Raw genomic sequence first — 25,525 nt, 5'->3', positions numbered from 1 at the left:
GAACCGGATTCATTGTGCGCGTCCGGCCCGGCCGTGCATCGTATGCCGGTAGGCGCGCGCCGTGGCGACCATGCTGGGACGCTGCACGTCCGGCAACGCGACGCGCCGCCATGCATGTTCCGCGACGAACATCGCGGCCACCAGCGGCAGCGTCATGTAGTTGGCGAAGGTTGACCACACAACCACCGGCGCCGCAACGAACAGCAGTGTCGAGAGGGCCGCGATGCCCAGAAAGAACGCGGTCCAGGCAACCGTGATCCGGCGGGTGTAATGAGCAATGGCCGGCGTCAGTTTGCCATGCACCAGCGCGGCAAACTGGCTGCACAGGGGGCGTTGGCCCGCCGCGAGCGTGCGCCCGAATGCGAACGCCATGATAAGGGTGACGGCGAGGTGCTCAAAATAAGCGCCCCATTCGAAGTGACGCACGAGCGGCGCGCGCGCAAACCACAACGCCACGCAGCCGCAGACCCAGCCCGGCAGCAACCAGGCACGCTGCGCCGAGCGGGCCGCGGCGGCCAACGTCAGCAACAGAAGCGGTGCGAGGACGACGGCCAGACCGAAGCCTTGCGCGCCCGGCGTGCTAGCCGCGTAGTGCGTGCCGAGCTCGCATGCCGCGATCACGCCGACCGTCGCCGCGCCGCTCACGATACGCTTTAGCTGAGCCACGACGACCTCCCTCGACGAGCCGCCGGCGCGCTCGCCCCGCGATACCAGTCAGGAATAAGGACAATGTGCTGCATAAGTAGGGGTATTTTTAAAGCCAGTTCGTCCGCTGTCTTGCACGACGCCTGGCCGGTTCTTTCATCACATGAATGGTCGCCGTTTGTCCTCGGCATACCCGTCATCACGCATTTTTCATTCCCGCAGGGGACCTGTTAAAGACCCGCCCGGGCACACGGGGTTCGCACCCGCTTTTGTAACTGTTTGTTTGACCCCGGCCGCGCACGCGGCGGGCGCAATTCTAGCGTACCGTCCGTCCCGGGCGAGGTCCGCGACGGGTTTTGCCTTTCATGGCCTTACAAAAGACGCATGCCGGCCCAAAACTTCATGTAACCCTTTGCCCGTATACGACCGGGGATGGCTTCGTCTAGAATCGCCCCACACTTTACAAACTCGAAGACAGCGGGCAGATCGCCGCTGCGACGGGGTTAGAGGGCCTGCCCATGCGCCAGCCAGGAGGAGCGGCGCAGGGACCCGATACGGGCCGTTCTGCACCCCTTCCACTGGCGTTGATCTCCGGCACACCAAGGCAATGAATAAACTGGAAGAAGAGCTGGCCGCGATGATCGTCGGCGAACTGAATCTCGAAGACGTGCAACTCGACACGGTGACGGCCGACACTCCGCTATACGGCGAAGGGTTCGGACTCGACTCGATCGATATCCTCGAAATCGCGCTGCTGATTTCGAAGAAGTACGGCTTCGAACTGCGTTCGGACAACCCGGACAACGAGAAAATCTTCGCGACGCTCGGCGCGCTCGCTGCGTACGTGGCGACCCATCGCATCCGCTAGCCGCGCTCAACCTGCTGTTTGCCATGCGCACACTCCGCCCATCGTCGACCCACGTGGTCATGATTCCGAGCTACAACCCTGGCGAAAAGGTCTATGAGACCGTGCGCAGTGCGCGCGAGAACTGGAACCCCGTCTGGGTGATCGTCGACGGCAGCACGGACGACAGTGCCCAACGGTTGCAGGCGATGGCCGAACACGACGAGGGCTTGCGCGTAATCGTGCTGCCGCACAATCAGGGCAAAGGGGCGGCCGTGCTGACCGGACTTGCACAAGCGTCCAGCCTCGGTTTCACGCACGTTCTCACGATGGATTCCGATGGCCAGCACCCCGCCTATCTGATCGCGAGTTTCATGGCCACTTCGCAGGCACACCCCGGCGCCATGGTGCTGGGCTTGCCGAAGTTCGATTCGAAAGCGCCCTGGTTGCGCGTGTATTGGCGGCGTCTGTCCAATGCCTGCGCCAACCTTGAAACCCTGTGGTCAGGCATCGGCGATTCGCTCTACGGTTTTCGCGTGTACCCGGTCGAGCCATTGCGCGAGGTGATGAGCCGCCATGTGTGGATGCGGCGCTTCGACTTCGATCCGGAAGCGGCGGTGCGTCTGTGCTGGGAAGGCGTGCGGCCCATCAGGATCGAAGCGCCGGTGCGCTATTTCCGCGCCGACGAAGGTGGCGTATCGCATTTCAACTACCTGCGCGACAACCTGCTGCTGTCGTGGATGCATCTGCGGCTCTTCTGCGGTTTCCTGTTGCGCTTGCCGGTGCTGGTGCCGCAGCGGCTCAAACAGCGCCTCGACCAGCGTCTCGAGCAGCGCAGCAGTTAGCTGTGCAATCGATCGCGCAATCGACCTCGCCGTTGTCCCTGCATTGACTTTCCGGCTTGTGCGGATCAGCCAGCACGTTTTCAGCGCCGCGTCCCCGTAGTACCATCCGGCACGGATATCATCGTCGTCAACACCCTGCCGCGAGGAAGCCCGCGTGTCCCAGTTCGAGCGTCTGACCATTGACGACATCGCCCGTCTGGCGAACGTGTCCCGCACCACCGCGAGCATGGTGCTGAACGGCTATGCCGAGCGCTATCGCATCTCGGCGGCCACCGTCGAGCGCGTGCTTCAGGTCGCCAAAGAGCACAATTTCACGCCGTCGAAGTCGGCGCGCGCGCTGCGCTCGCGCCGCAGCAACACGATCGGCCTCGTGATTCCCGACCTCACCAACTCCGTGCACTCCGCGCTGGCCCAGGCGATGGAATGGCGATGCCGCGAGCAATACAGCTATCAGCTGGTAGTGGTGACCAGCGACGAAGATCCGGTCCGCGAAACCGAAGGGATTGCGCACCTGGTTTCGCATCAGGTGGACGGGCTCGTGGTCGTGCCGTGCACCGCCGATCCGGAGCGCTACCAGAAGTGGGTAAAGCGCCTGCCGCTCGTGTTCGCCGATCGCCGGGTGGAGCAGAGCGAAATTCCCTATGTGGTCACCGATGCGACCGAAATCGTCGCCACGCTGGTGGGCGACGCGCTGAAGCAGGGCGCGAGCGAAGTGGTGTACTTCGGCGGCCAGGCGGAACTGTCGGCAAGCTGCGACCGGCTCGCCGGGTACCGTCAGGCGCTGGCGGCGAACGGCCTGAGCGAGCAGCCCGACTGGGTTCACCAGCGCGACTTCCAGCGCGAATCCGGCCGCGCGCTGATGCAGGACTGGTTCAAGACGCACGGGCGCTATCCGCAGGCGCTGTTCGCCGGCTCGATTACCCTGCTCGAGGGCGCGCTGTCGTTCATGAGCGAGGCGCACAAGCTGGCGCAGGCGCCGGGCCGGCTGATGTCGTTCGACGATCATCCGCTGCTCGACTGCCTGCCGCTCGCCATCGACGCCATCGTCCAGGACAGCCGGCAACTCGCCGAACACAGCTTGCACTGCGTGTTTTCGATGCTGGAAGGCAATGCACATCCCGATTCGCTAAAGGTCCCCGCGCATATTCATTACCGGCGTTCGCAGAATGCGGCGGAGTGAGTTTTAAAGCCTGAAAATGGGTTCATAAAAATAACTCACGAACATGCGTTGAGAAATGGATTAAGCGGCTAATTGCAGAGTCATTTTAAAATCACCTGAACATTCCAGCCAGCTTTCTTGTCTGGATATGAAAGAATCAAGCGGATAACGGGCCATCTATTGCAATCCCGTCAACGATGAATCAATACCCTCCTTTGCATCAAATGAGTATTTCTCCTCCAGCAATAGTCCGGCAAAGCCTTACAGGGAAAGGCTTTCAGCCCTTGTAGACTTTTTACGACAGAAATTTTTTTCAGTGTCCCGGAAGAGTCCGGCGCGTTATTGTCCTTTTCGCAATAACCAATCGTTCATCTGCACGGAGAAATGATGAAAAGAATAACGCTGTCCACGCTCTCTCTCGCACTGCTGGGCGCTGCTGGTGCGGCCCATGCACAAAGCAGCGTAACCCTTTACGGCACGATCGATACCGCCGTTACTTTCATCCATAACGCCAATGCGGCTGGCCAGAACCAATGGTCGGTCGGCAACGCCAGCAATGGCGACCTGTCGGGCACCCGTTGGGGCCTGAAGGGTTCCGAAGATCTGGGCGGCGGTCTGAAGGCGATTTTCCAGTTGGAAAACGGCTTTAACCCGAGCACGGGCGGCCTCGCACAGGGCGGCCGCGAATTCGGCCGTCAGGCATTCGTCGGTTTGAGCGCAGACCAGTACGGCACGTTCACGCTGGGTCGCCAGTACGATCCGCTCGTCGACCTCGTACAAGGCATCACGGCTGACAACTATTTCGGCAGCACCTTCGCGACTGCGGGTGACGTCGACAACTACGACAACAGCTCGCGTACCAGCAACGCGATCAAGTACGTGTCGCCGGTGTTCTCGGGCTTCCAGGTCGAAGGTATGTATGCGCTGGGTGGCGTGGCCGGACAGACGGGTTCGGGACAGACCTGGTCGGCAGCCGCGTCGTATAGCAACGGGCCGATTTCGGTGGCCGCCGGTTACTTCGTTGCCGACAATGAAACGACCGACGGTCTCGTGCGCGCCTCGACGGCCACCGGCTCGGGCTGGGCCAGCACGTCTGACGGCACCTTTGACGGTTCGCTGATCAACCTCGGCCTGCAGAGCGCCAAGTCGATCAATATCGCGCGCGTTGCGGCCCAGTATGTGGCCGGTCCGTTCACGTTCGGCGCAGGCTACAGCAATGCGCAGTACAAGGCGGACGGACAGTCGGCATTTGCCTCGACGGAGAAGTTCAACACCGGACAAGGCTTCCTCGACTACCAGTTGACCCCGGCGATGCTGCTGGGCGTGGGCTACAGCTACACGAAGTCGAGCGGCGAGACGGGCGCGACGTACCACCAGGTTTCGGTGGGCGCGGACTACAACCTGTCGAAGCGCACCGATGTGTATCTGGTGGGCGCATGGCAGCACGCCAGCGGCGATACGCTTGACGCAGCAGGTACGGGTATCGTGGCTGCGCAGGCTTCCGTGGGCTCGTATGGCTACGGCGGTACCAACACTCAGGAACTGGTCAGCCTCGGTCTGCGCCACAAGTTCTGAGCGGGGCGCGCGGATAGCGCAAACCGGGCAGTATAAAAAGCCGGTCGCCAGCGGGAGCTGGCGGCCGGCTTTTGTTTTGCGTGCGGCTCCAGCGGCAGTTTGCCTACGCCTTCTTCTTCAGATGCGGCCCCAGCAGCGACAGATCGGCCGCGCCAAGGCGGTCACTGGCGGTCTGCAGCTGATGCCAGTAGGGGTAGAGCAGAGGAGGGGCGCTGACCTGATCGAGCCGCTCGCGCTGCGCATCGCTCAGCTTGACGTCGGCCGCGCCGAGGTTGTCGCGCAACTGCTTCTCGTTGCGCCCGCCGATGATCACCGAAGCGACTGCCGGACGTCCCAGTGTCCACGCCAGCGCGACCTGGGCGGCGGAGATATTGAGCTCGCCGGCAATCTCGACGAGAGCGTCGACGATGTTCCAGAGGCGGTCCTGATCGCGGATCGGCGGTTCGGTCCAGCCCGCGAGTTGGCGCGTGCCTTCCGGCGTCGTGTCGCGGCGATGCTTGCCCGACAACAGACCGCCGGCTAGCGGACTCCAAACCAGAATGCCGAGGCCCTGATCGAGCGCGAGCGGCGCAAGTTCATATTCCGCTTCACGCGCCTCGAGCGTGTAGTGGATCTGCTGGCTGACGAAACGCGGCAGGCGGTCCCGCTCGCTCACGTGCAGCGCCTTCATCAGATGCCAGGCGGAGTAGTTCGAGCAGCCGACGTAACGGATCTTGCCGTGCCGCACCAGCATATCGAGCGCCTCGAGCGTCTCCTCGAGCGGCGTGAGACCATCCCACTCGTGCACCTGATAGAGGTCGATCACATCCGTCTTGAGACGCCGCAGGCTCGCCTCGCACGCCTCGATCAGATGATGCCGGGACAGGCCGCGATCGTTCGGGCCGTCGCCCATTGGAAAGCGCGCCTTGGTGGCGATCAGCACGCCACCTTTGCGCTTGCCGCCGAGCGCCGCGCCGACGATCTCCTCCGACGCGCCGTTCGAATAGACATCGGCCGTGTCAATCAGGTTGACGCCGGCTTCGAGGCACATATCGATCTGCCGGCGCGCCTCTTCGAGGCCCACTTCACCGACGCTCGCAAATTTTCCTTTGCCACCCATTGTCATCGTGCCGAGCGTGACGGTCGACACCTTGAGGCCGGAACGGCCGAGTTGACGATATTCCATGATCAGACAATCTCCTATGTAGACACGCCGCGACGCAGGGCGCGTGCCTGCGTCGCAGCAAAACCCCTCGTTTCATGCAAGAATCGCGGCCGGGGAAGTGGGCGGAAAAGACGCGGCCAAAGCAATCCGGCGCAAGATTTAAACCGCCCGTTAAAAATATCATTGGTGACGAGGAGTAGACAGTTGATTCAGCGTATCTCGCGCTTTTTTACTCAGGTGGTGCATCGCGTGCTGCCTGACCCGCTGATCTTTGCGATCTTCCTGACGATTGCAACGTTCGTGCTGGCCTTTGCCTTGACGCCGAAAGCGCCGGCGGAACTGGTGACGATGTGGGGCGGCGGTTTCTGGAACCTGCTGGCCTTCTCGATGCAAATGGCCATGATTCTGGTGACCGGTCATGCGCTCGCCAGTTCTGGCCCGGTGAAGCGGTTGTTGATCGCACTGGCAAGTTCGGCCCGCACGCCTGCGCAAGGCGTCATGCTGGTGGCGTTTTGCGGCGCGATTGCATGCGCCATCAACTGGGGCTTCGGCCTCGTGCTCGGTGCGATGCTGGCGCGCGAAGTCGCGCGGCGCGTGAAGGGCACCGACTACCGTTTGCTCGTGGCATCTGCATATATGGGCTTCCTCACGTGGCACGGCGGGCTGTCCGGGTCGGTGCCACTGGTTGCGGCCACCAAGGGCAATCCGATGGAAAAGACCATTGGACTGATTCCTGTCTCGCACACGATCTTCACCGGCTACAACGCCTTCATCACGTTTGGTCTGATCGTGCTGCTGCCGATCCTCGCGCGGCTGATGATGCCCAAACCCGAGGATGTCGTGGCGGTAGACCCGGCGCTGCTCGAAGACCCGCCATCCGTCGAACGAAAGCTTCCGGCTGATGCAACGCTTGCCGAACGGCTCGAGGAAAGCCGCGTGCTGGCGTTGCTGGTAGCGCTGGTGTGTGCGGTATATCTGGTGGTGCGTACGGTGCAGAAGGGGTTTACGCTCGACATCGATACCGTGAACCTGGTGTTCCTCGCCGCCGGCATGGTGCTGCACAAGACGCCGATGGCATACGCGCGCGCGGTGGGCGCGGCAGCGAAGGGCGCTTCCGCGATCATGATCCAGTTTCCGTTTTACGCCGGGATTCAGGCATTGATGGATCACTCGGGACTGGCCGGCATCATCACCACATGGTTCGTGGAGATTGCCAACGTGCATACGTTCCCGCTGCTCGCGTTCCTCAGTTCAGCGGTAATCAATTTTGCCGTGCCGAGCGGCGGCGGCCATTGGGTGGTGCAGGGGCCTTTCGTCATGCCGGCCGCGCAGGCGCTGCATGCCGACCTCGGAAAGTCAGCAATGGCGATCGCCTACGGCGAGGCGTGGACCAATATGGCGCAGCCGTTCTGGGCGCTTCCTGCGCTGGCGATTGCCGGCCTTGGCGTGCGCGACATCATGGGATATTGCGTAACGGCGCTGCTGTTCTCGGGCGTGGTGTTTGTCGCGGGGCTTTATCTCTTCTAGATTTCTGTGGCATCCGGATTGCTGTTGCTGCTGGCCGCTTCACTGGGGAGGCCCAACTTCATGAACGCCGACGAACCCGTTTCGCCGCCGGGACAACCGGGTCGTCGCCGCGTACTTGTGTGGGATGCGCCGACGCGCCTGTTTCACTGGTTGATGGTGGTACTGGTTGCGGCCGCTTATACGACCTTGAAGCTGAATCTGATCGACTGGCATGTGCGGGCCGGCGAAGCGCTGCTCGCGTTGCTGCTGTTCAGGTTACTGTGGGGCTGCTTCGGCAGCGATACGGCGCGCTTCAGAAATTTTGTGGCGTCACCGGCGGCCGCGGTGCGGCATCTGTCGCACCTGTTTCGCCGCGAGCCGGACGATCAGGTGGGCCATAACGCGGCCGGCGGATGGATGGTCTTGTTGCTGCTCGTCCTGCTCCTGCTTGAGACGCTAAGCGGCCTGTACGTGTACAACGAGGTCGCGGACGAGGGTCCGTTGAGCGAATGGGTGCCCGCCTGGATCGCCAGTGCGATTTCCACGCTGCATGGAGTGGTGTGGGATGTGTTGCTGGCGGCGGTCGCACTGCATGTGCTGGTGATCGCACTCTACGCCGTGGTGAAGCGGCACAACCTGCTGCGCCCGATGCTGACGGGCTATAAGGCGTTGCCTTCGAATATTGCCGCACCGCGGCAGCGGCCAGCGGTGCTGGCACTGCTGCCGCTTGCGATTGGCGCTGCGGTGGTGGTGCTGCTTGCGGCCTATCTCTGACCACGTCTGCTGCTATGGCTGAAGCGCGGTGCGTCAGTTACCCTTCGGCGGCATGACCTGGCCGCGGATCTCACCACCCGGGTTGGTCTTGGTGTGGACGTTGATGTACATATTGCCGGCTTCGAAAATCTGGGCGTCATCCGCGGACAAGGTTGCCTGACCGCTGAGCGGACTCGTCACGGACATATTGCCTTTCTGCGAGATCCACACCTTCACGCCGGCGTTTTTACCGGCAGGAGCCGGGCCGTGAAAATGCGCCATGGTGGCTGGGCTCGTCAAACCGCTGAAGGTGATGTTCCACGTCACGACGTGGGTGCTCGAGTCGTACGTGAGATTGGCGGTGCCGCTGCCGGGAGTTTGCACCGGAGGCACCTGCTGGTCGCCCGTGAGCGGTACGGTAAATGAGACCGGCGCCGCTTGCGCGAGCGACAGCGTGCCCGAGAGTGCGAGACCGGTGAACAGCAGAATGGCGCGCCGCGAGATCGATACTGTCATTGGGTTTTCTCCGTTTTAGGTTTTCCCCCTTGCTGGGCTTTGGACGGCTTCGTTTGGCGCGGAAGCGTCGTTGGCGCTGCGAGTGGCCAAGGGGTTAAGGAAGCATAGACATAAGCGGGCGGTAACACCAGGTGGGATGGGTTGGGGAAAAGGGCTTAGGTGAGGGCGCGGCTGCAGCGGAAGGTTTTGAACGCTGATGTTACTAATGGCGCGCAGTTTCCATTGGCTCGGTCAGGTTCACAGGTAGATGTGTTACCTGTCGGCGTTGCCGTCGCTGGCTGCGCGTCGATGTCGCGTCGCGCTCTTCAATCTGCGCTGTCGGCTCGCTTGCCTCAGCTTGCGAAAATCAATCACTTCATTTCCGTATGGATACGAAACGTGAGAGACCGGCGGGGTTTTCGGCCGCTTCAAACTGGATGAGGCTCCGAAGCACGTTTTGTGAATAGCTTCCGTTGAAAAGTCAATTTGACATAAGATAAATTATCGAACCTTTGTATGTATGTAAGAGCTTTTTAGAAATGTCCGGTTTCCTGCTCCGGTCCGGCTGCTGCGGCGCATGCTGCGGCATCCCAGCCAGACCTCGACCGGACACTCGCTACGCACGATGTCAACGTCCGTTCGGCTCCGAAGTTGCTGTCGATCTTGAGTTCAGTGCGCCGATCCCCGACGATCTGATGCACGCCGAAGCTGCGCCGCTGCCTGCCAGCGGTCCGCGAACCGCCAGCCCGTTCCAAGGCTGGCGTCACTCACCCCAAGGATCAGGGTTGGCGTTTGGCGCGGCCACCAGCGGGTTTGCCAGCCGGCTTACGAGAACCCGCTGCTGGTTTGCTGGCGGGTTTGCTGCGTGGCTTCTGCACGCCGAATGGGTTACCGCTAGACAAGCTCGTGCCTTTACCCGCGGCCACAGCGCGCTGCGCCGCAGGTTTGTGTTCGTTTTCACCACTTTGCGGGCGCGGTTTTTTGCCAAACACTGCCATGCCGCCCGGCGCAGCTTGCGGCGCTTTCGGCTTCTTGGGCTTTTTCGGTTTCTTGATGATCTGGCCCGTCGCGCTAGTTTGCGGCACGCGGTGTTCGGCTTCAAAACCCGGCTCTTCTTCACGAGGCAGCGTTTGGCGGATCAGCGCTTCAATCGCGGCCAGTTGCGGCGCTTCATCGGCACACACAAGGGACACCGCCACGCCGCTAGCGCCCGCTCGACCGGTACGGCCAATGCGATGCACATAGTCTTGCGCCACGATCGGCAGATCAACGTTGATCACCAGCGGCAGGTCGTCGATATCCAGCCCTCGCGCCGCCACATCGGTGGCGACCAGCATAGGTACTTCGCCCGTCTTGAAGCGCTCCAACGCACGCAGGCGCGCGGATTGCGGCTTGTCGCCGTGGATGGTGTCGACCGCATAGCCCGCTTCGTCCAGCATGGCCGCGAGGTAATCCACGCCATTGCGGGTTTTGACGAACACCAGCGCGTGCTCCCACTTGTTCTCAGCCACAAGGTGCATGAAGAGGTCAGGCTTGTTCTTTTTATCCACCGGCACCACCCACTGCTTGATCCTGGCGGCCGTGGCATTGGGCGGGCTGACGCTGATATTGACCGGGCCGCGCAGAATGTCCGCCGCCATGGCGCGGATGTCATCGGTAAACGTGGCGGAGAACAGCAGTGTCTGGCGCTGAGCGGGCAAGGCAGCAAAGACAGCGTTGAGTTCACGCGCAAAGCCCAGATCCAGCATGCGGTCGGCTTCATCCAGCACCAGCGTTTGTACTTGATCAAACTGCACTGCGTTCTGGCGATTGAGATCTAGCAAACGGCCCGGCGTGGCAACGAGCACATCCACGCCTTTGCGCAACTTCATCATCTGCGGGTTGATACTGACGCCGCCGTAGGCGGCCAGAAATCGTAAGTCGAGGCCTTTGCCGTAATCGATAAAGCTTTGCAGCACCTGTTCGGCCAGTTCACGCGTGGGCACCAGCACCAGAACACGTGCGCGGTTGCTGGACACCGCCGGGCCGTGTTGCGCTAGCCGTTGCAACAGCGGCAGCGCAAAACCCGCCGTCTTGCCAGTGCCGGTCTGTGCCGCGGCCATGACGTCCTTGCCACTGAGCACAGCAGGAATCGCCTTGGCCTGCACCGGCGTAGGTGTCTGGTAATTGAGGTCCTGTACATTACGCAGCAAGAGATCGATCAGGCCAAGCGAGGCAAAAGACATCGGCGTATTCCGGGCTAAAGCCGCAATTCTAGCGCGACGAAACCCATTCCTTAACTCGCAATTCACATGCAGCGCCAGCCTCCAAGGTATGCGCCGGCCCATGCGATTCAATCTCAAAGTACGGCAGCGCCGGTGCATTGAACACTTCCATCGGAGCGCCATGCAGGTACCGCGCATCAGCAACTACGTCGAAGCTTCGCAGCAGACGCTTGTTACCCTCCGGTAGCATCAGTCGAACGTCCAGAGCACCGCCCGATGCGTTGATACCAAACTTGAACTCAATGGCGTCGTCGCAGTGGGCTGATAGCACGCCGTCGGCGAAACTCAGGAATCTCGAACCACGTACGTCACCTATCGGTCCTTTTTCTGGAAACGGCACAATTGCCTCACGCCATTGGTCGCCGGTTTGATCGAGTCGTACGCTTACCGAGCCAGGGCGCCGGAGCATCAACACATCCCAGATGCCGCACTCACGAATCTCGCCGGAGCGGTTGATCAATCGATGCACCGTCGTCCAGACGCCGTTTGCTGCAAGCTCGATGCGCCGGGTAATCTGCAGCCCGCTTCGCCCGCACACACCACTGCCCAGTTCCACGCCCATCGAATCAATGCCGTTCCATGTGGCTAGCACACCGTAGGGTCCGCTATCGAGATCGCGCTGCGGCGCGCCATCAGGCCAGTTCGACTCCGGCGCAACCCACGTCTTGCCCCCACCCCATAATGGAAAGCCCCATTCACCACATAAGACTCGCCACTGCTCATCACTGCCGTCCGGCATTTTGCCAGCCAGGGCATCGCTGACGTAGGCGAGCTCCACACCTCCGTGGCGTATGCTTATCAGACGCCCACCAATTGACGGCACTACCGTCAATTCGAGTTCATCCTGAGTCAGAACGAGCGCCTGCCAGCCACGAAAGCAGATCCATCGCAGAGACCGTCGCGACCGCCGGCTCTCGTCAGGCGTTGCCAGAAAATGAGAGATATCACCAATCATCAACCGGTCCTAGCTCTTTTCGATTGGCTTGCTGCGCATCAGACCCACCGTCTCCGGCTGCGCAATCTTGCACATCACTGGCGGTAGTCCACGCGCGATCAGTTCGATATCGGCCAGCGCCCTGCGGCCTATCTCGCGAAGCACCGCGTCAAGCGCTCCGGCCTGATGTGGCGATAGCAGCACGTTGTCCAGCGAACGTGCGCGGTGATTTTTCGGCAATGGTTCAACAGGAAATACGTCGGTTGCCACCCGGATGTGGCCCTGCCCGGCGACGTCGAGCATCGCATCGAAATCAACCACACCAGCACGGCTCACGAGGACAAATGCGGAGCCAGATCTCATGGACATGAACTGCTCGCGTGTCAGAAAGCCCTGATTTTGCGACGTTACGCCAGCTACTACGAAAACGACCTGCGACTCACGCAGCACATCCTCAAGCGTCGCCGGCTGGCAACCCAACGACTCGATGTAGGCCGCTGGCAGCCAGGGATCAAATGCGCGCACCGTTCCGCGAAAGGGAGCGACGAGTGGCAAGATCGCGCGTCCCAGATCGCCCATGCCGATGAAACCTATGGGTGCTTCGTAGAGAGAAAACGCGTCACGGTTTGCCTCAAGGCCATACTGCTCGCTATTGTGGCGAAAGCGCCGGTCCGCCTGGCTTATGCCACGCGCCAGGTCGATCGCCATGCCAAGCGCCGCCTCAGCTACCGGCTCAGCGAAGACGGGACTCACGTTCAGGACCCGGACACCCTGCCGGAAACACTGGGCATAGTCGACGTTCGGCAGGAAGTTACCTTCCACGTTGACAATGGCCCGCAGATTCTTCATCCGGTTCAACCGGTCAACAGGAAGATCGAACTGGCCGACGACAATATCGGCCTGCACCACATGTGCGTCGAAGATTGCATCGTCGACGACGCCATCTTCGTGGAGGTAGACCTCACCGAGGTCGCGCAGCCGCGCAAGATCGGAAGCACTAAAGATATCCGCGACCGCGCGCGGCGCCGGTGCAATGAAAAGTCGCATGGGCTTGACTGCCTGATTCATGGAAACTCCACAAAAACAACTGTAGTTCGCGTGTATCGCCAATCCGCGTTATCACACGGACAATCTGTAATACTGATCACGCACTCGAACAAAGGCGACGGGCTAGCGCCTGCGGCGCGTGAAAAGCTTATCGGCCGTTACCGCCGCGATGATCAGGACACCCATCACGATCTGCTGGTAATAAGACTCGACATTCATGATGTTCAGGATGTTATTGATGACGCCGATAATCAGTCCACCAATCACTACGCCTGCGATTTGCCCACGCCCGCCGAAAAAGCTGGTGCCGCCGATGATCGCCGAGGCGATGGCGAAGGTTTCGAACCCTATCCCCGCATTGGGCTCGGCTGCCCCAGTTCGCGCGGTCGTGACAATGCCGGCAATACCCGCGCACGAGCCTGAAATAACGAATACGACGAGCGTGTGCAGTTTGACGCTGATTCCGGAATAGAACGCTGCCTGCGCGTTGCCGCCAAGCGCATAGAGGTTACGCCCGAGTTTCGTATATCGCGTGATGAAGAACAGGAACCCGGCAACTGCAGCGGCGATGATAATCGGCACGGGTACACCGAACGCGCGTCCTGCAACGACGTCGCCAAACCCTCGATCAAAACCGAATACTGAACGCGAATCGGAAATGATCAGCGTGACTCCACGATAGATCGCCGCAGTGCCGAGCGTGATGATGAATGGGTGCAATTGCGTGAGATTGACCAGCGCGCCATTGACAGCGCCCAGCAGTGCGCCCACGCCGACACCTCCGATCAGTACCGCCAGCCAGACAGGCATTCCAGCCATCATCAGCTTGGCCATCACCATGCCGGAGAGCGCCAGTACCGACCCTACCGAAAGATCGATTCCAGCGATCAGAATCGTAAAAAACACGCCGCAAGCGAGCAACACCATCACAGCGCTTTGCAGCAATACCTGCACGAGATTTTCCCGGGCCAGGAAGTACTGCGGTGAGGCAATGCTGCAGAAAATAAGCAGGAGCACCAGAATGCCGAAGGTGCCGTAGCTCTGCCACAGGCTTGCGAAGTCGCGCCGCGACGCGCGTTCGAGCGGCAAGCCCGAGGTGTTCGACTGGTTCATTTTGTCCCCTTCCCGTTTGTTCATGACGTGGCGATCTTCATGATCGATTCCTCAGTAGCGTCGGCATTGACAAGGGTGTCGGCCACCGTGCCGTCGCGATAGACTGCAATGCGATCACACACCGCGATCAATTCCGGCAGCTCCGACGACACCATCAGGATCGCTCTACCCTCGTTGGCGAGCGTGCGCATGATTGCGTAAATCTCGGACTTCGCGCCAATGTCGATCCCACGCGTCGGTTCATCGAAGATAAACAGATCGCTTTGCGCCGCGAGCCACTTTGCGATAATCGCTTTTTGCTGATTTCCCCCGGAGAGTTCGGTGATGTTTTGAGTCGGTGTGGCGCAGCGAATCCGTAAGCGATCCTTGTAAATCAGTCCAAGCTCACGCTGCCGCCCAAGGTCGATCCGGCCGAGCGACAACGCACGTCGTGTGCTGCGTAACGCAGGCGCGATGAAGATGTTCTCTTCGATGCTCAGATTGTGAAAGAAGCCCGTCGCGCGGCGGTCTTCCGTAACGAAAGCGAGCCCCTGCTTGACCGCCTGATACGGGGAATCAACCACAATGTCGCGCCCGTTCAGCGCCATGCGACCGCCTGACTTGCTACGCACCCCGAAAATGGTCTCCATCAATTCGCTGCGGCCCGACCCCATCAATCCGGCAAAGCCGAGGATCTCCCCGCGATGTACGTCGAATGAGACGTCGCGTACCCTGCCATCACGAGAGGACAGACTGCGCACAGAGAACACGATTTCAGCGGCTCTCGTTGCGTCGCCCGGCCGTCCATCGACGATTTCGCGCCCCACCATCAGCGAGACAAGACGCTCGGTCGAGGTGGCCCTGGCGTCGTATGTACCCACGTAACGTCCGTCCTTTAGCACCGTCACGCGATCTCCGATTATCGGAATCTCCTTTAGCTTGTGCGAGATATAGACTATGCCAACACCATGGCGCTTCAGTTCAGCAATCACTTCGAAAAGCCGGCCGACCTCAGTGTCGGTCAGTGACGAAGTAGGTTCGTCCATGATGATCAAACGCGCTTCGCTGGCCAGCGCCTTGGCGATTTCCACCTGCTGCTTCTCGGAGATGCTGAGGTCGCCCACGAGCGTATTCGGGTCACGCTCGAGGCCGACGCTTGCCAATACGTCGCGCGCCTTGCGTTGCATCGTTCGACGGTCAACCACCGGAATGCCCAGGCGTCGTATAGTTGGAATTCGCCCGACGAACAGATTTTCCTCGATGCTGAGATAGTCGATAACACTTAGCTCCTGATAGATCAGGCAAATGCCGAGCTCAGTGGACAGCGTCGGCGAAAGCTTCGTGTACTCCACACCGCCTGCGACGATCTTGCCCGACGTCGGCTCGTAGATTCCGCTCAGCAGCTTCATCAAGGTCGACTTGCCCGCACCGTTTTCACCCAGAAGCACATGCACTTCGCCAGCCCTGACGTCGAAGCTGACGTCCTTGAGCGCCACTGTGCCAGGAAATACCTTCGACACACCGCGCACTTCCACCAGAACTTCGTTCATCTTCACTTCGCTCCGCGACTGAAGCGTGGCGCGCGCTGGCGCCACGCGAGACTCATTTGGTCACCAGGTGCGATTCGATCGGGAAAAAGGTCGGTGCGGTATCGGCGCTGATCGCGGGCTTCGTTTTCAAGGCGTCAAGCAGCAGGTCGACTGCCTTCGCACCCATCGCTTCAGAATCCTGGGCAACGGTCGCAGTCAGCTCACCGTGCTTTACCGAATCGATCGCCTCAGGTACGCCATCGGTGCCCACGACAATCACCTTGCCAAGCTTGTCGCCGTTCTTGACTGCCTGCACCGCGCCAAGGGCCATCGTGTCGTTGGCCGCGTAAATCGCCTTCAGGTCCGGATTCCGTTGCAGAATATTGGTCGCCACGTCGAGCGCTTTCGAGCGGTCCCAGTCGGCCGGTTGACTGGCAACTACCGTCACGTTCGCAGCTTTTGCGAAAGCCTGTTTTGCGCCGTCACGACGCGCGTCTCCCGTCACATTGCCGGCCTTACCTTCAACGATTGCAACCTTGCCACCCGCTGCGCCCAGCTTCTGGACAATAAAGTTGCCCGCCTTGTTGCCGAGTGCGACGTTGTCGGTCGCGATGAAGGCCAGGACCGAGCCGCCTGCAGCTTTCAGCTGGCCCGGGTCAATCTTTTCGTCGATATTGACGACATAGATGCCCTTCTTCGTTGCATTGGCAACGGATTGAACCAGACTTACCGCTGTGGTCGGTGCCACACCGATGGCTTTGTAGCTCTTGTTCAGCGCGTCTTCGAGAATCCGCTGTTGCCCCTGAATATCGTCCTCGCTATTGCCAGCGAACACGTCCACTGTAACGCCTTTGGATTTCGCTTCCTTGAGCACACCATCGCGCATTGCTACCCAATAGGGGTTCGACAAGGTCTTAAGCACGATAGCGATGTCAGCCGCGTGTGCAGGGGTCCAGGCGGTTAGCGTGATGGCCAGTGCTGCAGCGCCAGCCGTAAGAAAGTTGCGTTTTTTCGTATTCATTCTGCGTCTCCTGATGTGCCGCATAAGCGGTCGTTATTCGGTACAAAAAGCCGTACCGCGTGTTTTGTTGCATGGGTTTCCTGTCTTGCGCGGGAGTTGACGCCTGACGCACTAATGGATGGCCTGCCAATGTCCCTCTCGACTCGACGCGAGCACTGCTTCGACGATGCGTGCCGAGCGCCAGCCATCCTCAAAAGTTGGCAGACCGATGCACGTCTCGCCACGAATGGTCGCGTAGGTGTCGGCGACGAATGCCTCAAAGCATTGGGCGTAACCTTGTGAGTGACCGGCTGGCAAGGTCGCGAGCCGACGTTGTTCGGCGCTGCCGCGCGAAGGGTCACGTACCAGCAACCGGCTTTCGTCGCGTGCACCGACCCAGAGCCGCTCGGGTTCTTCCTGATCGAAGGTGACGCTCGCGCGCGCCCCGTCGATTTCGAACCAAAGCCGATTCTTGCGTCCGGCTGAGACCTGACTGATGGTCAACGTGGCGAGGACTCCATTCGCCGTACGCAGTAACGCGCCCGCTACGTCTTCGGTCACCACTGCTTCGGTCGCGGCAGATTTGCTATCCGTGCTCTCTGAGCCAGATGAGAAAGTACGCGCCGTATGCGTCGGGCGCCTCGCCACAGTGGTTTGCAAGATCGCAGCGACCGATGCAAAACGCTCTCCGCTCACCCATTCGATCAGATCGCACCAGTGGGATCCGATGTCGGCAAACGCGCGAGACGCACCACCTTGGGCTGAGTCGACGCGCCAGTTCGTATCGGATGCGCCAAGAAGCCAGTCCTGCAGATAGCTGCCGTGGATCAGTTGCAATGCGCCGACAGTTCCGTCCTGAACCAGTGCGCGCGCTTCACGCACCATCGGATGGTAACGATAGACAAAGGGAATCGTCGCAACGCGACCGCTTTTGCGCGCCGCAACAACAAGCGCGGATGCATCACGTTCAGTGGTAGCGAGGGGCTTCTCGCAGACCACGTGCTTGCCGGCTTCGAGTGCCGCGAGCGCCAGCTGAAAATGGCTCGCATTCGGCGTGCAGATGTGCACGACATCCACGGCGCGATCTTCGATTGCTTCAACCGCTGACCGATACGCCCGTGGGATAGCATGCCGCGCCGATGCCTCCACCGCACTGGCTTCGCTCGATGCGGCTATACCGCATACGGTGGCTCCGGCGAGCCGCGCCGCGCGCGTATGCACCGCCCCCATCATGCCCGCGCCGATGATCGCGACGTGAAGCGACTCCGTCATTCGATTCTCCGTTTTGTTCACGGAAGTACGATATCGAGTGAAGGGAACAGGCGACAATTTGTATTATTTAATTCGATTGCCGACATAAATACTGCGTCTATGGGGGATGCAACGGGGCCTTGCTGCGTCGGATCGGAGAAAGTAAGCTCGCTGCAAACAGGACCGCTCATGACCGACCGCACACTCTCTTCCCTGCCTTCTCGGCTGGCTACCTTCGATCGCGCCTTCCGGCTCGAGGAGTACGAAGTCCACAGCAAGCTCGCGCAACTCATTGCTTCGTCTCAGGGTGTCAGCCGGGCGGACCTCGCGCGTCTTACGGGGTTTGCGCGATCAACCATTTCGCAACTGGCCCAGCCCTTGATCGATGCAGGACTCGTCAAGGAACAGGCAGCGGGGGCTGCGAGCCGCGGACGGCCCGGCACGATGCTCGTACTCAATCCGCGTGCAGGACTCGTACTGGTTGCCGACATGGGCGCGACACACGGTCGCCTCGTGATCTCCGACCTCGCGCAACGCAGACTCGCCGAAACGGTCTTCAGCGTAGACATCGCGCTAGGTCCGGAGCCGGTACTCGATCTCGTGATCGAAAGGTTCCGGCAGATGCTCGCCGAGCATCATCTCGCCGATCTCGCCATACGTAGCGTAGTGGTGGGGCTGCCAAGCCCGGTCGATTTCGGGCGGGGTGTCTGTGTACGGCCACCTATCATGCCTGGCTGGGACGAATTTCCTGTGTCCGAGTATCTGCAGGCACGCCTTAAGGCGGCGGTGCTGGTGGACAACGACGTGAATCTCATGGCACTCGGCGAGGCGCGCACGCGTCCGGCCGGCCAGTCGCCCTTGCTGTTTGCAAAGGTATCGACCGGGATCGGCTGCGGTGTTGTCACAGCGGACGGAAGTCTGCATCGCGGCGCAGACGGATCCGCGGGCGACATCGGCCATATCCGCGTTCCAGGACGAGACGATGTGATCTGCGGATGCGGCAACATCGGTTGTGTAGAAGCGGTTGCTTCTACAACGGCCGTGTTGCGCAGCCTGCGCCAGTTACCCGACGCGGGCGCGGACACTATCGACGATCTGGTGCGGCTCGTACGTGCAGGCGACCGTCACGCGATCAGACTGGTGCGGGAAGCTGCAGCGGAAATTGGCGAGGTCATCGCAATGGTCGTGCATATGTTTAACCCCGCCGCGATCGTACTGGGTGGCCGCATGGCACGCATCAGCGACGATCTGCTGGCCGGTGTGCGCGCAGTCGTCTACCGGCGCGCGTTGCCACTGGCTACACGCAGCCTTCTGATTGAGAATACCGCGCTGAATCAGTATGCAGGTGCCATTGGTGGCACTGTCCTTGGTATCGAACATGCCCTTGCGCCTCAGTGCATCGCGTCCATTCTGGACGGCATAACCAACCGATAACCCATTCCGGCTTTCGGCGGGCGATCGATGACCGACATAGCAATTGACGAACTTCAGAGCCTGTACACCCGTTCTGCATTGTCGTGGAACAGCGCGCGCCGCTCGTCGGAAGAGAATTCTTTCGTGATCTCCTTGAATGCATCGAAGACTGCGTCGTAACTGCTAAAAAGCTTGTCGACCGGGAAATTGCTCGCAAACATACAGCGATCCACACCGAACGCCTCGATCGCATGCAGAACAAATGGGCGGATGCTGTGAACCGTCCATTTCCAGTCGCCCATCCCCAGTCCGGATATCTTGCAGAAAACATTCTGAGCCGATGCGAGCGACCTCATGCCCTGCTTCCAGCCCTCGATCTCTTCCGGTGTCCGGTCAACCGGCATGCCGGTGTGGTTGAGCACCATCGGTGTATCCGGAAAGTCGCGCGCCAGCGCCAGCGCATCTTCCATCTGGGTGTAGTAAAGCTGCAGGTCGAACGACAAATTGTGACGTTTGAGCAGCGTATATCCTTTACGCCATTGTGGATCGCTCATCAGGCGAGGGTTCTCGATAAACGTCTTCACCGGATCGCGGTGGAAGTTCAGGCATTGGCGAATACCGCGTACGTTCGCATACTGGCAGTGCTCTTCGATCACGGCCTGCGCTTTCGGTGCTGACAGGTCCGCGAATCCGACGATACCGTGCGGATAGCCGTGCACGTCGGCGACGCTCTGAAGCCAACGCGTTTCCGCGACCGGGTCGTTGTGATCGTACTCGACCTGAAGATGAACCGTCTTCACGACGTTCTGATTCCTGATGTCGGCCAGGAAGTCGTCGATCAGATAGTCCTTGCGAATAGCGGTGTAATCACCGAATACGCGCTTGAGCATCGGCCCCTGCAGCCAGGGGTAGGTACCGGTCCTGAGATCGTAAAGATGATGATGCGGGTCGATGATGGGCAGATTGTCCATGGTGTCTTCCGTATGAGGTCGGTCGGCGTCGAAGCGCCGCTCGCGAAATGCGAGCGACGGATCCGCGGCGCGTCCTGCTGAAGCATTAGTATTGACCCGCTGACGGCGGATAGACCCTTTTGACGGTTGCCTGTGCGTCCGGCTGGTCAATCGTCTCCTTCGTCACGAGGGGTTCCTTGAGCGCCAGTTCCTGAGTGGTCGGCTTGTGATTCAGCGCATTGAAGACCTGTGTAGTCGCATCGATCCCCTGTCCTACGGCCTCCTGCAAGTAGATACCCTGGATCTGCCCATCGCGCAGCAGCTTGATCGTCGTCGGGCTGCCGTCTGCCGTGACCACCGCTACCTTGCCGACGCTGCCGCGCGTCTGCAGCGCCTTCGCAGCGCCGGTGGCGGCTTCGTCATACATGCCGTAGATTGCCTTGACATCAGGATGCGCCGTGAGAACGTCGTTGGCCTGCTGGACTGCCTCGTTGACGGTCAGCCCGTGGGTCTCGAGTACCTGCGCAACGTCACAGCCACCGCTCTTGAACGACTCCTGGGCGCCCTTCATGTATTTCTGCGCATTTTCCCGGTCCTGCGGCAACGATAGCACCGCCACCTTGTTGCTGCCTCGATCCTTCGCGAGCTTGCAGACGTACGCACCCTCGGCTTTGCCGGTGTCGTAGTTGTTCGCGGTCACAGCTGACGTGTAGTCAGTTTCACCGGCCTGCGGCCCAATACCCGCAAATGCCACCGGCACGGACTTTGACTTCAGCAGCCGCAGCACGGGAGGCGTACTGGTCGAACTGACCGGTCCCATCACGATTGCGCTGACTCCGCGTGTCAATGCGGTGCGAACATTGTCCATCTGCCTGGCCGGCGAATTCTCGGACGTGAACTCCACGTAGTTCATGCCCAGCTCCTGTGCCCTTTGCTTGACGCCATAGGCAACCCATTGCCAGTACGAAATGTCCAGCGACGGCGCGATATACGCGATGGTTTGCTTGTCCTGCGCGACCGACATCTGCGACGCGAGTCCCGCGGCGAGCGTCAGTGCCGATGCTGCAATAAACCTTGCGAGCGGCTTGCCCGAAAACCCGCTTCCTGATTTTGACACGCGCTTATCCATCATTGTCTCCTTGACTGCTAGCGTGAGTGAACCCGTGCCTAACGCCGGGCTTTGGTTACGCGGTCCACGAGGACCGCAACGAGAATCACGACACCGGTCACGGTGCCTTGCCAGAAGCTGTTGACGCCAATGAGGTTCGCGCCGTTCTGAATGATCGTGATCATCAGCGCACCGAGCAGCGCGCCAATCGCCGAACCGGTGCCGCCAAAGAGACTCGCACCGCCAATGACGACCGCTGCGATCGCCTGCAACATCAGGCTCGACCCTGCTGTGGCTTCCGCGTTGCTGATGTATGACACGCTGACTATGCTTGCGAACGAAGCGAACAGTCCCGAAAGCAGATAGGCACCGAGCCGTACGCGATTGACGGGAATCCCGATGACGCGTGCCGAAGAACTGCTGCTGCCGATGGCATACAGCCACCGGCCCGCGACGATCTTGCGCAGACTGAACTCGATGGCGATGAGCAGTAGCACGCACCACAAAGCGTAATTGGGTAGGCCGGGAATCAGCGTTCCCGAATTCAGCAGCCAGTAGTCGGGGTTGGAGATGGGCAACGAATGGCCATCCGTCACGATGAATGAGAGACTGCCCGCAATCGCATAGGTGCTGAGCGTTACGACGAATGGCGCAAGTCCAACGAATGTAACGAGCGCACCGTTAATGGCGCCGATAAGGAGACCTACCGACAATCCGGCAAGACTACTGACGATCGCACCGTAACCGTGCGCCATGACAAGACCGGTGACCATACCGGTAAGCGAAAACACCGAACCCACTGACAGATCGATGCCGCCCGTAATGATCACGAGCAGCACGCCGAATGCCATGATGACGAGCGGTGCGGCCGCTTGCGTAACATTGGATATATTGCCGCCGGACAGTGCCGCCGGGACGATCATGCCGACCGCGAGTTCGATCACGATGATCGCAATCGCAATAGCAATCTCGGTGCGATACGCCGAGAACAGGCGACGACCCGTGCCGCCTTGCCGCACGTGCCCCTCCGCGATCGAATGAGTGACTGATTTCATGACTGTCTCCAGGTAGATATCGTTCTTTCACCAACCGAGCCTAGGCGGCCATGCCTGTTGCGGTGGCGAGCTGAGTTTCATTGACGTCGGCGTGCCGCAGAACCTCGGTTGGCTTACCGTCGAGATCGAAAGCGAGCACGGTGTCGCATAGTTCGACCAGCTCGATGTATTCGGTGGACCACCAGACGACCGTGGTTCCCTGCTCCGCCATCTTTCGAATCAGCGTGTAGATCTCGCGCTTCGTGCGGATGTCGACGCCGCGCGTCGGCTCCTCGAGCACCAGCAGCTTCGGACTCAGCAACAGCCAGCGGGCAATCAGCAGTTTTTGCTGGGTGCCGCCGCTCAACGTAGCGGGCAGATCCCAAAGCGAGCCCGCGCGGATCTTCAGCGCTTCGAGTAGTTGCGCGCTCTGTGCAATTTCGGCGCGTCCCACGACATTGCGTCGGTTGACGACACGCGCTGCCGCAACGAGGTTGTCCACAATCGGCAGAGTGGCGAGGATGCCCTTGTTCGAGCGATCCCCCGACACGAATCCGACGCCATCGCGCGCACCGGCTGAGGGATGCGAATAACTGACGCGGGTACCATCTCGTGTGATAGTCCATGCGCCCGCGGGTGTGATACCGGTCAGCGCATCGATCAGCGACGACGGACCAACTGGCGCACCCGCAAGGCCGATAATTGCGCCTCCCGGAACTTCAATTGCCACGCCGTCTCGCTCGATGCGAAGCGTGCCGCCGGCAGCAGCATGCGCGACCGGCGCGTTGTCATCGCCATCTTGCGCCAGTGCTTCGTTTGAGCTCCGCTGGTTCGCCACCTCTATGAAATTCGCCGGCGCTTCTTCCACCACGACGTTTTGCCCCATGCATTCGACGATCTCACGGTCTGTGATCGCATCCAGTGCGATGCGGTCGACCGCGGTCTTGCCGTCACGGATAATGGTGCAGACGTCCGCAATCTGGCGAATCTCGCGCATGCGATGGGATACGAACAGCACGGCGAGGCCGGTGTCGGCAATCAGCCGGCGTATCACCGAAAACAGGCGGCCCGTTTCCGCAGCGGTCAGATTCGCAGTGGGCTCGTCGAGCAACAACAGCTTCGCACCAGATCCCAGCGCACGGGCTATCTCCACCAGTTGTCGCTCGTGCAACGTCAAGCCACTGACCGGTCTCGCCGCCGATTCGCGCGCGAAGTGTGGATCGATCAGCGAAAGCGCTTCGATCGCGATGCCCATTGCCGCGCGTTCGCTGTATTTCGCCGTACCACGACGCAGCCGCGGCATGGCGATGTTCTCGGCCACGGACAGATGCGGCAGAAGCGCCAGTTCCTGATTGACCACCGCGATCGTGCCCGCTGCGACGTGACCGCCTACGGATGCACCGATCGCTTGCCCGTCGAATTCAAGCGCACCACCGTCGCGCTCAAACTGACCGGAGATGATCTTGATCAGCGTCGATTTGCCTGCGCCGTTGCCCCCCAGAAACGCGTGAACTTCGCCGGGCGCGATCGAAAGATCGAATCCCTTCAGCACGCTAGTGGGTCCGAAGCTTTTGATGATCGAGCGCGCTGTCAGCAAGTAGTGTTGCTCTGCCATGGGGTGTCTCCTGCGGCGATTGCCCCGCGAGGCTGCACACTTTGTTTGTCTTGCGACGAGTGTTGTCAGCGCAGCGGTAATAAGCGGTACGTATAGCTAACGGACGCGTTAGCGTGATGCTGGCGGAATCGTCGAAGTGGTCAACCAACGGGCGAGTTGCGCGGAGCCAAGGTCCCTTATGTGTGCGTCGACTGATCGCGCTTTCAGCCGGAAAGTCGGATAATTCATTGCTGTCTCCTACGCAGTTGTTGCACTGCGCAATGTCTGTGTATGGTTTGCCGCGTCGCCACCCTGTAAATTGCCGGGTCAGCAGCGGGAGCGCTGTGGCTCCCAGGTTGTGCGGCTTGTTGACAGAATGGCAGCGCAGATGGCGTGCGAACAAGGCGGTTTCATTCAACTGCATCTGAAATAAATTCAATATGCGCATTCCACCGGTGAAAGCCATCATCGCTTTTGAGAGCGTGGCCAGGACGAAGAGCGTCAACCGCGCGTCTGAAGAATTGGGGCTTACCGCATCGGCGGTCAGCCATCAGGTCAGCAATCTCGAGTCGATCATCGGCCAACCTCTCTTCTATCGATCCGGCCGCGGCCTTGTGCTGACGCCTACTGGCGAGCGTTACCTGTCCGATGTGACGGGGTCGCTCGCGGACCTTAGTCGCGCAACCGAGCGCGCATCGAGCCGTGCCGATGTCGAAATTCTGCGAGTGCATTCCAGTCCAAGCTTCGGGCTCATGTGGCTGCTGCCACGGCTCGAGTCGTTTCAGAAAGCCAACGGGGATATCCAGCTGAATCTGGCCTGCTCGTATGAAGACGTATCGTTCACGAGCGGCTATTACGACATCGACTTGCGCCACGGCTATGCCCACTGGCGAGATCTGGAAGTGAAGACGCTACGTGGCGAATTTATCGCGCCACTTGCTTCTCCTCGGTATCTGGAAAGCAACCCCGTGGAAACCCCCGACGATTTGCTGAAGCATCGTCTTATCTACTCAGAGACGCCGCTCGTGCAGTGGAAGCAATGGTTTGGGCGTACCGGTGTGTCTGCCGCTCACAAGACCTTCGACTTTTCGTTCGACAGGTCCTACATGTCGCTGGAGACGGCTGCGCTTGGATTGGGCATCGCGCTGGAAAGCCTGATGCTCGCGTCTGTCCGGATCAAGGAAGGCGCGCTCGTGCCGGTATTCGACAGTACGCATGCAGTTGAAGTGGGCGCGCATCACCTCGTGTACCCACCTCAAAACGCAGAACTGCCGCGTGTCACGCGTTTCATTGCGTGGATCGAGCGGGAGATTGGCCAGATGGAACGTCCCGCCTAGCCCCCG

22 protein-coding genes are annotated in these 25,525 nt (G+C 60.4%); 8 read left to right on the top strand and 14 right to left on the bottom strand.

The window, feature by feature from the left end:
* Positions 1 to 9: 9 nt before the first annotated feature.
* Positions 10 to 666, bottom strand: coding sequence for a COG4648 family protein (locus BUS06_RS12760; RefSeq protein WP_074264582.1), 657 nt, complete (start codon positions 664 to 666; stop codon positions 10 to 12).
* Positions 667 to 1,252: 586 nt separating this feature from the next.
* Here BUS06_RS12760 and BUS06_RS12755 point away from each other — a divergent pair.
* The 4 genes from BUS06_RS12755 to BUS06_RS12740 all read left to right on the top strand — a co-directional run bounded on the left by BUS06_RS12755 (position 1,253) and on the right by BUS06_RS12740 (position 5,068).
* Positions 1,253 to 1,513, top strand: a complete 261-nt coding sequence (locus tag BUS06_RS12755) for a phosphopantetheine-binding protein (protein ID WP_074264581.1) — start codon at positions 1,253 to 1,255, stop codon at positions 1,511 to 1,513.
* A gap of 23 nt (positions 1,514 to 1,536) precedes the next feature.
* Entirely contained in the window at positions 1,537 to 2,334 is a 798-nt protein-coding gene (locus tag BUS06_RS12750) for a glycosyltransferase family 2 protein (protein ID WP_074264580.1), read from the top strand.
* Between the two features lie 154 nt (positions 2,335 to 2,488).
* Entirely contained in the window at positions 2,489 to 3,514 is a 1,026-nt protein-coding gene (locus BUS06_RS12745) for a LacI family DNA-binding transcriptional regulator (protein ID WP_074264579.1), read from the top strand.
* Between the two features lie 366 nt (positions 3,515 to 3,880).
* Positions 3,881 to 5,068 (top strand): porin, encoded by a 1,188-nt coding sequence (locus BUS06_RS12740; RefSeq protein WP_074264578.1) that lies wholly within the window; start codon positions 3,881 to 3,883, stop codon positions 5,066 to 5,068.
* A gap of 103 nt (positions 5,069 to 5,171) precedes the next feature.
* Here BUS06_RS12740 and BUS06_RS12735 read toward each other — a convergent pair whose 3' ends face one another.
* Entirely contained in the window at positions 5,172 to 6,233 is a 1,062-nt protein-coding gene (locus BUS06_RS12735) for an aldo/keto reductase (protein ID WP_074264577.1), read from the bottom strand.
* Between the two features lie 183 nt (positions 6,234 to 6,416).
* Here BUS06_RS12735 and BUS06_RS12730 point away from each other — a divergent pair, with 183 nt between their 5' ends.
* A complete protein-coding gene (locus tag BUS06_RS12730; RefSeq protein WP_074264576.1) occupies positions 6,417 to 7,739 on the top strand; it encodes a TIGR00366 family protein in 1,323 nt (440 codons plus the stop codon).
* Positions 7,740 to 7,799: 60 nt separating this feature from the next.
* Complete coding sequence (locus tag BUS06_RS12725; protein WP_074264575.1) at positions 7,800 to 8,492, top strand: cytochrome b/b6 domain-containing protein; 693 nt, start codon at positions 7,800 to 7,802, stop codon at positions 8,490 to 8,492.
* 33 nt (positions 8,493 to 8,525) lie between these two features.
* Here BUS06_RS12725 and BUS06_RS12720 read toward each other — a convergent pair whose 3' ends face one another.
* The 8 genes from BUS06_RS12720 to BUS06_RS12685 form a co-directional block, all read right to left on the bottom strand.
* On the bottom strand, positions 8,526 to 8,987 hold the full coding sequence (locus BUS06_RS12720; protein WP_074264574.1) for a CHRD domain-containing protein: 462 nt from the start codon (positions 8,985 to 8,987) through the stop codon (positions 8,526 to 8,528).
* Between the two features lie 758 nt (positions 8,988 to 9,745).
* Positions 9,746 to 11,191 carry a DEAD/DEAH box helicase gene (locus tag BUS06_RS12715; RefSeq protein ID WP_074264573.1) on the bottom strand — a complete coding sequence of 482 codons (1,446 nt, stop codon included), beginning with the start codon at positions 11,189 to 11,191 and terminating at the stop codon, positions 9,746 to 9,748.
* Positions 11,192 to 11,219: 28 nt separating this feature from the next.
* Complete coding sequence (locus BUS06_RS12710; protein ID WP_143787511.1) at positions 11,220 to 12,185, bottom strand: hypothetical protein; 966 nt, start codon at positions 12,183 to 12,185, stop codon at positions 11,220 to 11,222.
* A 9-nt stretch (positions 12,186 to 12,194) separates the two neighbouring features.
* Positions 12,195 to 13,232: a hydroxyacid dehydrogenase gene (locus BUS06_RS12705; RefSeq protein WP_074264571.1), complete on the bottom strand. Its 1,038-nt coding sequence runs from the start codon at positions 13,230 to 13,232 to the stop codon at positions 12,195 to 12,197.
* A gap of 102 nt (positions 13,233 to 13,334) precedes the next feature.
* Positions 13,335 to 14,324 carry a D-allose ABC transporter permease gene (gene alsC / locus BUS06_RS12700; RefSeq protein ID WP_074266071.1) on the bottom strand — a complete coding sequence of 330 codons (990 nt, stop codon included), beginning with the start codon at positions 14,322 to 14,324 and terminating at the stop codon, positions 13,335 to 13,337.
* A 20-nt stretch (positions 14,325 to 14,344) separates the two neighbouring features.
* A complete protein-coding gene (locus tag BUS06_RS12695; protein WP_074266070.1) occupies positions 14,345 to 15,853 on the bottom strand; it encodes a sugar ABC transporter ATP-binding protein in 1,509 nt (502 codons plus the stop codon).
* Positions 15,854 to 15,905: 52 nt separating this feature from the next.
* Positions 15,906 to 16,853 (bottom strand): D-allose transporter substrate-binding protein, encoded by a 948-nt coding sequence (gene alsB, locus BUS06_RS12690; protein WP_074264570.1) that lies wholly within the window; start codon positions 16,851 to 16,853, stop codon positions 15,906 to 15,908.
* 111 nt (positions 16,854 to 16,964) lie between these two features.
* Positions 16,965 to 18,104 carry a Gfo/Idh/MocA family protein gene (locus BUS06_RS12685; RefSeq protein ID WP_074264569.1) on the bottom strand — a complete coding sequence of 380 codons (1,140 nt, stop codon included), beginning with the start codon at positions 18,102 to 18,104 and terminating at the stop codon, positions 16,965 to 16,967.
* A gap of 168 nt (positions 18,105 to 18,272) precedes the next feature.
* Between BUS06_RS12685 and BUS06_RS12680 the strand changes: the two genes are divergently transcribed.
* On the top strand, positions 18,273 to 19,517 hold the full coding sequence (locus BUS06_RS12680; protein WP_074264568.1) for an ROK family transcriptional regulator: 1,245 nt from the start codon (positions 18,273 to 18,275) through the stop codon (positions 19,515 to 19,517).
* Positions 19,518 to 19,570: 53 nt separating this feature from the next.
* Here BUS06_RS12680 and BUS06_RS12675 read toward each other — a convergent pair whose 3' ends face one another.
* From BUS06_RS12675 to BUS06_RS12660, 4 genes are all read right to left on the bottom strand, one after another.
* The gene (locus BUS06_RS12675) at positions 19,571 to 20,467 is read right to left on the bottom strand and encodes an amidohydrolase family protein (RefSeq protein ID WP_074264567.1); all 897 of its coding nucleotides are present in this window, start codon (positions 20,465 to 20,467) and stop codon (positions 19,571 to 19,573) included.
* Between the two features lie 85 nt (positions 20,468 to 20,552).
* The gene (locus tag BUS06_RS12670) at positions 20,553 to 21,563 is read right to left on the bottom strand and encodes a substrate-binding domain-containing protein (protein WP_254368837.1); all 1,011 of its coding nucleotides are present in this window, start codon (positions 21,561 to 21,563) and stop codon (positions 20,553 to 20,555) included.
* A 50-nt stretch (positions 21,564 to 21,613) separates the two neighbouring features.
* Positions 21,614 to 22,609 (bottom strand): ABC transporter permease, encoded by a 996-nt coding sequence (locus BUS06_RS12665; protein WP_074264565.1) that lies wholly within the window; start codon positions 22,607 to 22,609, stop codon positions 21,614 to 21,616.
* Positions 22,610 to 22,649: 40 nt separating this feature from the next.
* Positions 22,650 to 24,203, bottom strand: coding sequence for an ATP-binding cassette domain-containing protein (locus BUS06_RS12660; protein WP_074264564.1), 1,554 nt, complete (start codon positions 24,201 to 24,203; stop codon positions 22,650 to 22,652).
* Between the two features lie 419 nt (positions 24,204 to 24,622).
* On the opposite strand from BUS06_RS12660, the gene BUS06_RS12655 reads away from it, so the two are divergent.
* Positions 24,623 to 25,519, top strand: coding sequence for a LysR substrate-binding domain-containing protein (locus BUS06_RS12655; RefSeq protein WP_074264563.1), 897 nt, complete (start codon positions 24,623 to 24,625; stop codon positions 25,517 to 25,519).
* The last annotated feature ends 6 nt before the right edge of the window (positions 25,520 to 25,525 follow it).

This window comes from Paraburkholderia phenazinium (genome assembly GCF_900141745.1).
Lineage (GTDB): Bacteria > Pseudomonadota > Gammaproteobacteria > Burkholderiales > Burkholderiaceae > Paraburkholderia > Paraburkholderia phenazinium_B.
This window is presented reverse-complemented; position numbering and strand designations above follow the sequence as displayed.

Coding starts and splice junctions, on each gene's coding strand:
- BUS06_RS12755 (WP_074264581.1), top strand. CDS start 1,253: ATGAATAAACTGGAAGAAGAGCTGGCCGCGATGATCGTCGGCGAACTG.
- BUS06_RS12750 (WP_074264580.1), top strand. CDS start 1,537: ATGCGCACACTCCGCCCATCGTCGACCCACGTGGTCATGATTCCGAGC.
- BUS06_RS12740 (WP_074264578.1), top strand. CDS start 3,881: ATGAAAAGAATAACGCTGTCCACGCTCTCTCTCGCACTGCTGGGCGCT.
- BUS06_RS12735 (WP_074264577.1), bottom strand. CDS start 6,233: ATGGAATATCGTCAACTCGGCCGTTCCGGCCTCAAGGTGTCGACCGTC.
- BUS06_RS12725 (WP_074264575.1), top strand. CDS start 7,800: ATGAACGCCGACGAACCCGTTTCGCCGCCGGGACAACCGGGTCGTCGC.
- BUS06_RS12720 (WP_074264574.1), bottom strand. CDS start 8,987: ATGACAGTATCGATCTCGCGGCGCGCCATTCTGCTGTTCACCGGTCTC.
- BUS06_RS12715 (WP_074264573.1), bottom strand. CDS start 11,191: ATGTCTTTTGCCTCGCTTGGCCTGATCGATCTCTTGCTGCGTAATGTA.
- BUS06_RS12710 (WP_143787511.1), bottom strand. CDS start 12,185: ATGATTGGTGATATCTCTCATTTTCTGGCAACGCCTGACGAGAGCCGG.
- BUS06_RS12705 (WP_074264571.1), bottom strand. CDS start 13,232: ATGAATCAGGCAGTCAAGCCCATGCGACTTTTCATTGCACCGGCGCCG.
- alsC (WP_074266071.1), bottom strand. CDS start 14,324: ATGAACCAGTCGAACACCTCGGGCTTGCCGCTCGAACGCGCGTCGCGG.
- BUS06_RS12695 (WP_074266070.1), bottom strand. CDS start 15,853: ATGAACGAAGTTCTGGTGGAAGTGCGCGGTGTGTCGAAGGTATTTCCT.
- alsB (WP_074264570.1), bottom strand. CDS start 16,853: ATGAATACGAAAAAACGCAACTTTCTTACGGCTGGCGCTGCAGCACTG.
- BUS06_RS12685 (WP_074264569.1), bottom strand. CDS start 18,104: ATGACGGAGTCGCTTCACGTCGCGATCATCGGCGCGGGCATGATGGGG.
- BUS06_RS12680 (WP_074264568.1), top strand. CDS start 18,273: ATGACCGACCGCACACTCTCTTCCCTGCCTTCTCGGCTGGCTACCTTC.
- BUS06_RS12675 (WP_074264567.1), bottom strand. CDS start 20,467: ATGGACAATCTGCCCATCATCGACCCGCATCATCATCTTTACGATCTC.
- BUS06_RS12665 (WP_074264565.1), bottom strand. CDS start 22,609: ATGAAATCAGTCACTCATTCGATCGCGGAGGGGCACGTGCGGCAAGGC.
- BUS06_RS12660 (WP_074264564.1), bottom strand. CDS start 24,203: ATGGCAGAGCAACACTACTTGCTGACAGCGCGCTCGATCATCAAAAGC.
- BUS06_RS12655 (WP_074264563.1), top strand. CDS start 24,623: ATGCGCATTCCACCGGTGAAAGCCATCATCGCTTTTGAGAGCGTGGCC.